Below are 11014 nucleotides of genomic sequence, written 5' to 3'. Positions count from 1 at the left end.
CGTTCTTTATCTGAAGTGCGGCCATGGCCGGCCGTGTCCTGACTCAAGCTTCCAGGGACGGGCGCATCAACTAGTAGACGTCGCGGGCGTAGCGACCCTGCTGCAGCAGCTCGCCGAGCCAGGCCTCGGCGGAATCGGTGGAATGACCGCCGTGGGCCACGGCCACGTCGATCAGGGCGGCGTGCACGTCGCGCGCCATGTGTTTCGCGTCGCCGCAGACGTAGAGGTGTGCACCGCCATCGAGCCAGGCGTACAGGTCGGCGCCGCGTTGGCGCAGACGATCCTGCACATAGGTTTTTGTCTGCCGCGAGTTCCTCGCAACGCCCCGCGCATCCCCGTGCGGACTTTCAGAAAGGGCGCCATCCCGCGAGAACGCCAGGTCGAGCCGGTGCAGCGAGCCGTCCTTCAGCGCCTGCTGCCACTCCACCTGGTAGAGGAAATCGCTGGCAAAATGGCGGTTGCCGAAGAACAGCCAGTTGCGGCCACTGCCGGCACGCTCGCGGCGTTCCTGCAAGAAGGCGCGGAACGGGGCCACGCCGGTACCGGGGCCGATCATGATGATGTCGCGCGCGTCGTCGGCCGGCAGCCGGAAGCGCTCGTTCGGTTCGACGAAGACCTCCAGCCGGGCATCCTCCCCGCTGGCGGCCAGCAGGCTGGAGGCTGCGCCCCAGTGGGCATGACCATCGGCTTCGTATTCCACCACCGCCACGGTCAGGTGCACCTCCTCGCCCACGGCCGCCGGGCTGGAGGCGATCGAGTACAGCCGCGGCGCCAGCGGGCGCAATGCCGCCAGCAGGGCTTCGGGTTGCCAGGTCGCGGGATGGCGACGCAGCAGGTCGATCGGCTGGTGGTCGGCCAGCACCGCGGCCAGCCGGGCCGCGTTTTCCGGCTGCAGCAGCCCGGCCAGTTCGGCGTGCCCGCCGGCAGCGGCCAGTGCCGCAATGAAGCCGCGATGCAGGCGGGTGAGTTCGCAATCGCGCTCCAGCCATTGCCGCAACGGCTGACGGCGATGCTTCCAGCTCACTTCGCCTGCGCCATCGAGCTGCAGGAGGTCGAGCCATTGCGCGACCAGCGCCGGCGGATTGCGCGGCCACACGCCCAGTGCATCACCGGGCTGGTAGCGCAGGCCGGAACCTTCCAGCGACAACTCCAGGTGGCGGATGTCGCGGGTGCTGTCCCGGCTGACGATGCGCTGGTTGGCCAGCACCACCGCGCTGAACGGTTGTTCGCGGGAATGCGCGCCGGCTGGCGGCACCACATGCAGCGGCGTCACCCGCCCGGGCGCGGCGACCTGCCTGAGCAGGTCCCGGGCGCGCTCCACCACCTGCTCCGACCAGGGTTCGGCGACCAGCTCGAACTCCAGGTCGGCTTCGCCGAAGGGATGCAGACGACTGGCGCCCAGCGCTGCCAGCCGCTCGTCCAGCTGGCGCCCGATCGTGCAGAACTGCGGATAGCTGGAGTCGCCCAGCCCCAGCACCGCGAACTGCAGCGCCGGCAATTTCGGCGCCCGCTTGCCGGTGATGAACTCGAACAGGCCACGCGTGTCATCCGGCGGCTCGCCGTCGCCCTGGGTGCTGACCACCACCAGCAAATGACGCTCCTGCGCCAGTTCGCGTTGCGGGTAGGCGTCGGCGCGCAGCAGCCGCACCGGCAGGCCCAGCGCCTCGCTGCGACTGGCCAGCGCCGTGGCGATGCGGCGGGCATTGCCGGTCTGGCTGCCGTAGAGGATGGTCAGCCGCTCGCCCGCCTGTGCCGCCGGGACGGACGCCGCCGCGCCATGGCGCTGGAGCTGCCCTGCCCGCGCAGCGACCCAGGCGGCCACCCAGTACAGCTGGGCCGCGCCCAGTCCATCCAGGCCCCTGGCCAGCAGGGCAAGCCTGTCCGCAGGCGGCTCGGCGTCGGCAACATTTCTCGCGGCGACTGAGTTCACGACAATCCTGTTTGGACGTCCATACGTCTGGACATCCAAAGTATCGACTCAACGCAAGGCCGTGAAAGGATGCCTTGCCATGTGCATATGCCGACGCCTTATTTCCGCGTCTGACGGCCGCCGCCAATACTTCGCCGACCCGCCAGGCGCCACGGACACATGCCAGCATTCTCCGAATTCATCACCTTTGCCGCGGTGGGCGCGCTGGCCCAGCTGATCGACGGCGCCCTGGGCATGGCCTACGGCATCACGGCGGCAAGCATGCTGCTGGGCCTCGGCCTGCCACCCGTGGCGGCCAGCGCCAGCGTGCATTACGCGGAGACCTTCACCTGCGGCGCCTCCGGCCTCAGTCATCTGGCCGCTGGCAACGTGCGGCGAAGGCTGTTCTGGGCCCTGGCGATGCCGGGCGTGGCTGGCGCGGTGATCGGCGCGCTGGTGCTGAGCCACGTGCCCGCGGCATGGATGCGGATGGCGCTGACGCCGTACCTGCTCGGCATGGGCCTGTGCCTGCTGCTGCGCGGCAGGCGAGCACCCGGCGAGCACGATGACCGAATTCCGTCGGCGACGCGACCGCTCGGCCTGGTCGCGGGCTTTGCCGACGCCGTCGCCGGCGGCGGCTGGAGCGCGATCACGGTGACCGCGCTGGTTGCCCGGGGCGCCACCCCGCGCATGGTGATCGGCACCGTGCACCTGGCCAAGTGCGCGGTCAGCGCCGCCGCCAGCGTCAGCTTCCTGCTGCATGTCGGCGCCAGCCATGGCGTCGCCGTGCTCGGGCTGATCGTGGGCGGCGTCGTCGCCGCGCCGCTGGGCGCCGCCCTCACCCGGCGACTGCCGCCGCGGGCGGCGACCCTGCTGGCGGCCACCGCCGTGCTGGGACTGGGACTGCATGGGGTGGCTCAGGCCCTGCGCTGATCCGCCCCCGGCCGCGGCTACAATGGCGGCATGACCAAACTCCATGCTTTCCCCATCGAAGTCCGCGGCTCGGCCCGGCAGCCACTGGGCATGTCCCCCGCCCGCTTCCTGCGCGATTACTGGCAGAAGCGCCCGCTGCTGATCCGCCAGGCGTTCCCCGATTTCCAGCCGCCGCTGCAGCCGGACGATCTGGCCGGCCTGGCCTGCGAGCCTGCCGCCCTGGCCCGGTTGATCGTGCATGACGAAAAGCGCGATCAATGGCACGTCCATCCCGGCCCGCTCGGCGAAGCGGATTTCGCGAACACTCCCGACAGCAACTGGACGTTGCTGGTGCAGGATGTCGACAAGTGGGACGCCGATGTGGCCGGCCTGCTGCAGCACTTCAGCTTCCTGCCCAACTGGCGGATGGACGACGTGATGGTGTCCTACGCCGAGCCGGGCGGCGGCGTCGGCGCGCATGTCGACCAGTACGACGTGTTCCTGATCCAGGGGCTGGGCCAGCGCCACTGGGCGATCAGCGATGATCCGCTGGCACCGAAGGCCTTTCGTCCGGACGTGGAACTGAAGCAGCTGGCGCAGTTCGAACCGACCCACGAATGGCTGCTCGATGCCGGCGACATCCTGTATCTGCCGCCGGGCGTGCCGCACGACGGCGTGGCGTTCGGCGGTCCATGCATGACTTTCTCGGTGGGCATGCGCGCGCCGTCGCAGGCGGAGCTGACCGGCGACTTGGCCGACTACATCGCCGAACAGTTGCCGGACGAGCTGCGCTATGCCGACCCGGACCTGAAACCGGCCAGGGCCACCGGCGAGATCGACCGCGCCGCGCTGGAGCGCCTGAAGAGCACGCTGCCGTTCGCCGCGGCCCTGCGCGACGACCTGCTGCACGACTGGTTCGGCCGTTTCATCACGCGCTACCGCAACGCGCAGGTGCCGGCGCCATTGGACAAGCCGTTGAGCGTCGAGGCCTTCCGCAAACAGCTCGACGGCGGTGCGCAACTACTGCGTCACCCGTGGTCGCGGCTGGCCTGGCATCGCGACAAGTCGAGCTGCACGCTGTATGTCAGCGGCGCCGCCTATCCGGCCACGCCGGCGCTGGCGCTGGCATTGTGCGAGCAGCGCAGCTACACCCCCGCCAGGAAGATCGGCGCCGCCGAACGCCAGCTGTTGCTGGCGCTGGTCAACGATGGTCACCTGATCCTGCGCAAATCCCGCCAACGCCGCTGAGCACGCACCGATGAAACTGCAGGACTTCCACATCGAGATCGCCGACTGGTCGAACCCCGAACAGCAAGCCGCCCTGCTCGACCTGCGCGAAACCGTGTTCATCCACGAACAGGGCGTGCCCGAGCAGCGCGAGCGCGACGGACTCGATGGGGATTGCTGGCACCTGCTGGCGCGCGACGAGCATGGCCAGCCGATCGGCTGCGGCCGACTCACCCCGCAGCACAAGATCGGTCGCATGGCCGTGCTGCGTGACTGGCGCGGGCGCGGCGTCGGCCAGGCGCTGCTGCGCGAGATGATTTCCCGGGCGCGCAGCCAGGGCTGGCCGGAAGTGAAGCTCGACGCCCAGGTCAGCGCCCGGGGTTTCTACGAGCGCGAAGGCTTCGTTGCTTTCGGCCAGACGTTCGATGACGCCGGCCTGCCCCATCAGGCGATGCAGCTGGCCCTGCCCGCGGCGGAACAGGTGTCCACGCCACTGGCTGACAGCGGCGCGCTCGCAGCCGGCACGCGGGGCGACACGGCGGCGACGCGCCTGCAGTTGCTGGCCGATGCCCGCCATCGGCTGGACATCCATCTGCCACTGCTGGACAGCGATGCCTACGCCAGCCCGGACGAACTGGCCGAGTTGCGACGCATCGCGATCTCCGGCCGTGGCGCGCAGATCCGCATCCTGCTGCACGACCCGGCCGCCGCGCTGCGCGGTGACCATCGATTGATCGCCCTGGCGCAACGCCTGCCCAGCGCGATCCAGATCCGCAAGCCGGTCGATGACGTCGACCTGGCCTATCTCGCGGCCTATCTGCTCAACGATGCCGGCGGCTACCTGTTCCTGCCCGAGGCCGCGCGCCCCCAGGGCCGCGCGGCCCGCCACGACCGCGCCAGCCAGGCGCCGCTGCAGCAGCACTTCGACGAGGTGTGGGAGCGCTCGGTACGGGCCAGCGAGCTGCAGTCGCTGAATATCTGAGCGAACTGACGCGGGCGGACTGAACCGCAGCTGGCCGGGGAGGCGCCCTGGGCCACCAGCCGAAATGCGGTGCAAACCGCATGAAACAGCTGACCACGCCGAGACCGGGCTACGACCTTGGTCGGACAGGCGCCTGCGCGGGCCGTTCGAGGCCGCCTGCAGCTTGCCGCGTCGCAGCACCCAAAGGCTATAATCATGGGGATTCTCCCCAGTCATCCGTATCAGCGGCCTGTCGGGCTTGAAAACCGACCGGTAACCGCGACTTCAACGTGACACGGATGAGCTCAAGCATCCCTTCCTGCCGGTGGTGACGTGACTACAAACCTGATCAGCGAGTTCTTCGAATCTTCCCAACTCGCAGGCGGCAACGCCGATTACGTCGAATCGCTGTATGACGCCTGGCTGGCCGACGCCTCGTCGGTTCCCGCCGAATGGGCCACGTATTTCTCCTCGTTCAAGGGTCGCGAGTCCGGCGACGTCTCCCACACGGCGGCCATCGCACGCATCGAAGCGGCGCAGAAGCAGCGCCACAACGGCGCCACGGCCGCGCCAGTCAGCGATGAACACGCGCGCAAGCAGGCCGGCGTGCTGCGCCTGCTCACCGCCTACCGTTCGCGCGGCCATCTTGCCGCCGACCTCGATCCGCTCGGCCTGACCGAGAAGATGACGGCACCCGACCTGGGCCTGGCCTTCCACGGCCTGTCCGATGCCGACCTCGACACCGAATTCGACACCGGCAACTACGCCGGCGGCGGTCTGCGCCTGAAGCTGCGCGACCTGCTGGCCCGCCTGCAGAAGACCTACGCCAGCACGATCGGCGCCGAGTTCATGCACATCAGCAACCACGAGCAGCGCAACTGGATCTACAGCCGGCTGGAGCAGGCTGCCGGCCAGAGCGGCCTGGACAAGGCCGTCCAGCAGCGCGTGCTGGACGGCCTCACCGCCGCCGAGGGCCTGGAGCGTTACCTCCACACGAAATACGTGGGTCAGAAACGCTTCTCGCTGGAAGGCGGCGACAGCCTGATCCCGATGCTCGACGACGTGGTACGCGAAGCCGGCGACAACGGCATCAAGGAACTGGTCATCGGCATGGCCCATCGCGGCCGCCTCAACGTGCTGGTCAACATCCTCGGCAAGCCGCCGAAGACCCTGTTCGACGAGTTCGAGGGCAAGTTCGACCACCCCGACGACCCGGCCCACTCGGGCGACGTGAAGTACCACATGGGCTTCTCCGCCGACGTCAAGACGCCCAAGGGTGGCGTGCACGTGGCGCTGGCCTTCAACCCGTCGCACCTGGAGATCGTCAACCCGGTGGTGACCGGTTCGGTGCACGCGCGCCAGACCCGCCGCCGCGACACCGCGCACACCCAGTCGATGGCCGTGCTGATCCACGGCGACGCCGCGTTCGCCGGCCAGGGCGTGAACATGGAACTGCTGAACATGTCGCAGGCCCGTGGTTTCCGCATCGGCGGCAGCCTGCACATCGTGATCAACAACCAGGTCGGCTTCACCACCTCCAATCCGCAGGACGCGCGCTCCACCATGTACTGCACCGACCTGGCCAAGATGGTCAACGCGCCGGTGCTGCACGTGAACGGCGACGACCCGGAAGCGGTGATCCTGGTGACCCGCCTCGCCTACGATTTCCGCAAGCAGTTCCGCCGCGACGTGGTGATCGATCTGGTCTGCTACCGTCGCCACGGCCACAACGAGGCCGACGAACCGGCCGCGACGCAGCCGGTGATGTACCAGATCATCCGCAAGCGCCCGACCACGCGCGACCTCTACCAGCAGCAGCTGGTCAGGCAGGGCGTGCTGGCCGACGGCGAGGCGCAGAAGCAGTTCGAAGCCTATCGCGCACGACTGGAAGCGGGCGCGCCGATGACCGACCTCGACCCGTCGCCCGTCCGCGACGGCCACGTCGACTGGGCGAAGTTCATCGGCGGCAAGCTGTCGACCCCGGTCGACACCGGCGTGCCCCGGCAGAAGCTGCAGGAGCTCTCCAGCAAGATCCTCACCCTGCCCGCCGACCTCACCCTGCAGGCGCGCGTGGCGAAGATCTACGACGACCGCCGCAAGATGGCCGCCGGCGAGCAGCCGGCCGATTGGGGCTTCGCCGAAAATCTCGCCTACGCCACCCTGGTCGACGCCGGCTACGACATGCGCCTGGTCGGCCAGGATTCCGGTCGCGGCACGTTCTTCCACCGCCATGCGGTGCTGCATGACCAGAAGGACGGCCATACCTACATGCCGCTGGCCAACGTGCGCGCCAGCGCCGACGTCGAAGTGGTCGACTCGCTGCTCAGCGAAGAAGCGGTGATGGCGTTCGAGTACGGCCACTCCACCACCGACCCGGACACGCTGAACATCTGGGAAGGCCAGTTCGGCGATTTCGCCAACGGCGCCCAGGTGGTGATCGACCAGTTCATCAGCTCCGGCGAAGCGAAGTGGAACCGCCTGTGCGGCCTGGCACTGTTCCTGCCACACGGCTATGAAGGCCAGGGCCCGGAGCATTCCTCCGCGCGTCTGGAGCGCTTCCTGCAGCTTTGCGCGTTCGACAACATGCAGGTCTGCGTGCCGACCACGCCGGCGCAGGATTTCCACATGATCCGCCGGCAGATGCTGCGCCCGGTGCGCAAGCCGCTGATCGTGATGACCCCGAAATCGCTGCTGCGCCACAAGCTGGCGGTGTCCACCCTGGACGAGCTGGCCAACGGCAGTTTCCAGTTGGTGATCGGCGAGCATCGCGAGCTGGCCGCGAAGAAGGTCAAGCGCGTGGTGCTGTGCTCGGGCAAGGTCTACTACGACCTGCTGGAAGAGGCCGAGAAGCGCGAACTGAAGGACGTGGCGATCGTGCGCGTCGAGCAGCTGTATCCGTTCCCGCGCGTCGAGGTCACCGCCGAACTGGACAAGTATCCTTCCGCCAAGGAAGTGATCTGGTGCCAGGAAGAGCCGATGAACCAGGGCGCGTGGTTCCAGATCCGCCATCACCTGCAGGCCTGCACCGGCGTCAAGCACAGCCTGTCGTACGCCGGTCGCGCCCGTTCGCCGGCACCGGCGGCTGGCCACCACAACACCCACGTCGCCGAACAGTCCGCACTGGTCGAACAGGCGCTGGTCGCGCCGGTCGGCACCGACCACTCGGCGGAATAAGCAGTCTTCCCGAACAGTGCGGCCAGGATGGCCGCTTCTTGATCTTCGCGATCTTGGACGAGCGCACCAACTCAAGGATTCACATGTCCATCGAACTCAAAGTCCCCGTCCTGCCCGAGTCCGTCTCCGACGCCACCATTGCCACCTGGCACAAGAAGGCCGGCGACGCGGTGAAGCGCGACGAGAACCTGGTCGACCTCGAAACCGACAAGGTGGTGCTGGAAGTGCCCTCGCCGGTTGACGGCGTGCTGAAGGAAATCCGTCACGACGTCGGCGACACGGTGAACAGCGAGCAGGTCATTGCGATCATCGAGGAAGGCGCCGCAGCCGCCGCGCCGGCCCCGGCTGCCGCGACTCCTGCTGCTGCTCCGGCGCCCGCTGCCGCGGCGCCTGCCCCCGCCGCGTCGAAGGCCGCCGCCGAGCTTTCGCCCGCCGCGCAGCGCGTCGCCACCGAGAACAAGGTCGACACCTCCGCCATTCCGGGCACCGGCCGCGACGGCCGCATCATCAAGGAAGACGTGGTCAACGCCGGCTCGCGTCCTGCCGCGGCTCCCGCCGTGCCGGCGGCGAAGCCGACCCCGGGCTCGCGTCCGGAAGAGCGCGTGCCGATGACCCGCATGCGCGCACGCATCGCCGAGCGCCTGATGCAGTCGAAGAACTCGATCGCCATGCTGACCTCGTTCAACGAGGTGAACCTGAGCGAAGTGTCGAAGATGCGCAAGACGCTGGGCGAGGCGTTCCAGAAGGAACACGGCATCAAGCTCGGCTTCATGAGCTTCTTCGTCAAGGCGGCCGCCGAAGCGCTGAAGCGCTACCCGTTCGTCAACGCCTCGGTCGACGGCAACGACGTGATCTACCACGGCTACCAGGACATCTCGATCGCCGTGTCCACCGACAAGGGCCTGGTGACGCCGGTGCTGCGCGACGTGCAGGACATGAGCTTCGCCGACGTCGAAAAGGGCATCGCCGACTACGCAGTCAAGGCGCGCGCCAACAAGCTGTCGCTGGACGACCTGCAGGGCGGCACGTTCACCATCACCAATGGCGGCACCTTCGGCTCGCTGCTGTCCACCCCGATCGTCAATCCGCCGCAGAGCGCGATCCTCGGCATGCACACGATCAAGGAACGCGCCATCGTCGAGAACGGCCAGATCATTGCCGCCCCGATGATGTACATCGCGCTCAGCTACGACCACCGCATCATCGACGGCAAGGACGCGGTGCTGTTCCTGGTCGACATCAAGAACCAGCTGGAGAATCCGCAAAGGATGTTGCTGGGCCTTTGATCGCGATGCGATCAAAGGCCGGGAATGGAGAATCGGGAATCGTCAAAGCGAAGCCCGCCCTGCTCCAACGATTCCCGATTCCCGATTCCCTATTCCCCTGAGTGAATAAAATGAGCGAAAAATTCGATGTCATCGTCATCGGCGCCGGCCCGGCCGGTTACCACGCCGCAATCCGCGCCGCGCAGCTGGGCCTGAAGACGGCCTGCATCGATGCCTTTGTCGGCAAGGATGGCAAGCAGGCGCTGGGCGGCACCTGCCTCAACGTGGGCTGCATCCCGTCGAAGGCACTGCTCGATTCCTCCAAGCAGTTCTACAACCTCGCGCACAATCTTCCCGTGCACGGCATCACCGTCGAGAATGCCAAGGTCGACCTCAAGACCTTCATCGGACGCAAGGAAAAGATCGTCAAGCAGTTCACCGGCGGCGTGGCCCAGTTGTTCAAGGCCAACAAGATCACCAGCTACTTCGGCACCGGCAAGCTGCTGAAGGGCAACCAGGTCGAGATCACCGGCAACGACGGCAGCAAGCAGACCATCGCCGCCACCAACGTGATCCTGGCTTCCGGTTCGGTGCCGATCGAGTTGCCGTTCGCGAAATTCGACGGCAAGAACATCATCGACAACGCCGGTGCGCTGGAGCTCGACGCCGTGCCGAAGCGCCTTGGCGTGATCGGCGCCGGCGTGATCGGCCTGGAGCTGGGCAGCGTATGGCGCCGGCTCGGTGCCGAAGTCACCGTGATCGAGGCGCTGCCGGAGTTCCTCTCCGTCGCCGACGCGGACGTCGCCAAGGTCGCGGCGAAAGAATTCGCCAAGCAGGGCCTGGACATCAGGCTCAACGCCAAGCTCGGCAAGGCCGAGGTGAAGAAGGACGGCGTGCACCTGGTCTACACCGACAAGGACGGTGAGCAGCAGCTCGTCGTCGACAAGCTGCTGGTCGCCGTGGGCCGCCGCGCCTATACCGCCGGGCTGCTGGCCGACGACACCGGCGTGAAGCTGGACGAGCGCGGCCGCATCATTGTCGACGAGCATTGCCACACCGGCGTCGACGGCGTGTGGGCCGTGGGTGACGCGGTACGCGGCCCGATGCTCGCGCACAAGGGTTTCGAGGAAGGCATGGCGGTCGCCGAGTGGATCGCCGGCAAGGCCGGGCACGTCAGTTACGACACGATCCCGTGGGTGATCTACACCGAGCCGGAAATCGCCTGGGCCGGCAAGACCGAGAAGCAGCTGAAGGACGAGGGCGTGCCGTACAAGGTCGGCAGTTTCCCGTTCGCCGCCATCGGCCGCGCCGTCGCGATGAACGAGGCGGTGGGCCAGGTGAAGATGATTGCCCACGCCGAGACCGACCGCATCCTGGGCGTGCACATGGTCGGCCCGGGCGTCTCCGAGCTGATCGCCGAGTGCGTGGTGGCGATGGAGTTCAAGGGCTCCTCCGAGGACCTGGCGCGCATCGTCCACGCGCATCCGACCCTGTCCGAAGCCGTGCACGAGGCCGCCCTGTCGGTCGACAAGCGCGCCATCCACAAGGGCAATTGATCGCCCGGCA

General features: G+C 67.8%; 7 protein-coding genes. 6 read left to right on the top strand and 1 reads right to left on the bottom strand.

The genetic code is table 11. From position 1 onward, the window contains the following. Positions 1 to 70: 70 nt before the first annotated feature. Positions 71 to 1930, bottom strand: a complete 1860-nt coding sequence (locus ABNK63_RS07445; protein ID WP_350017067.1) for an assimilatory sulfite reductase (NADPH) flavoprotein subunit — start codon at positions 1928 to 1930, stop codon at positions 71 to 73. A gap of 159 nt (positions 1931 to 2089) precedes the next feature. Here ABNK63_RS07445 and ABNK63_RS07440 point away from each other — a divergent pair, with 159 nt between their 5' ends. The 6 genes from ABNK63_RS07440 (at position 2090) to lpdA (ending at position 11004) form a co-directional block, all read left to right on the top strand. Continuing rightward, positions 2090 to 2842 (top strand): sulfite exporter TauE/SafE family protein, encoded by a 753-nt coding sequence (locus ABNK63_RS07440; protein WP_350017066.1) that lies wholly within the window; start codon positions 2090 to 2092, stop codon positions 2840 to 2842. 30 nt (positions 2843 to 2872) lie between these two features. Then, complete coding sequence (locus ABNK63_RS07435) at positions 2873 to 4069, top strand: cupin domain-containing protein (protein ID WP_350017065.1); 1197 nt, start codon at positions 2873 to 2875, stop codon at positions 4067 to 4069. 10 nt (positions 4070 to 4079) lie between these two features. After that, complete coding sequence (locus ABNK63_RS07430) at positions 4080 to 5030, top strand: GNAT family N-acetyltransferase (protein WP_007805256.1); 951 nt, start codon at positions 4080 to 4082, stop codon at positions 5028 to 5030. A 312-nt stretch (positions 5031 to 5342) separates the two neighbouring features. Next, positions 5343 to 8183: a 2-oxoglutarate dehydrogenase E1 component gene (locus ABNK63_RS07425; protein ID WP_350017064.1), complete on the top strand. Its 2841-nt coding sequence runs from the start codon at positions 5343 to 5345 to the stop codon at positions 8181 to 8183. Between the two features lie 83 nt (positions 8184 to 8266). After that, positions 8267 to 9469, top strand: a complete 1203-nt coding sequence (gene odhB / locus ABNK63_RS07420; protein ID WP_007805254.1) for a 2-oxoglutarate dehydrogenase complex dihydrolipoyllysine-residue succinyltransferase — start codon at positions 8267 to 8269, stop codon at positions 9467 to 9469. 110 nt (positions 9470 to 9579) lie between these two features. After that, on the top strand, positions 9580 to 11004 hold the full coding sequence (gene lpdA, locus ABNK63_RS07415; protein WP_007805252.1) for a dihydrolipoyl dehydrogenase: 1425 nt from the start codon (positions 9580 to 9582) through the stop codon (positions 11002 to 11004). Positions 11005 to 11014: the final 10 nt, after the last annotated feature.

This window comes from Rhodanobacter sp. IGA1.0 (assembly GCF_040208325.1).
GTDB classification, from domain to species: Bacteria; Pseudomonadota; Gammaproteobacteria; order Xanthomonadales; family Rhodanobacteraceae; genus Rhodanobacter; species Rhodanobacter spathiphylli.
Note: the sequence above shows the minus strand (reverse complement) of the source record. Positions and strands in the feature narration are given on the sequence as shown.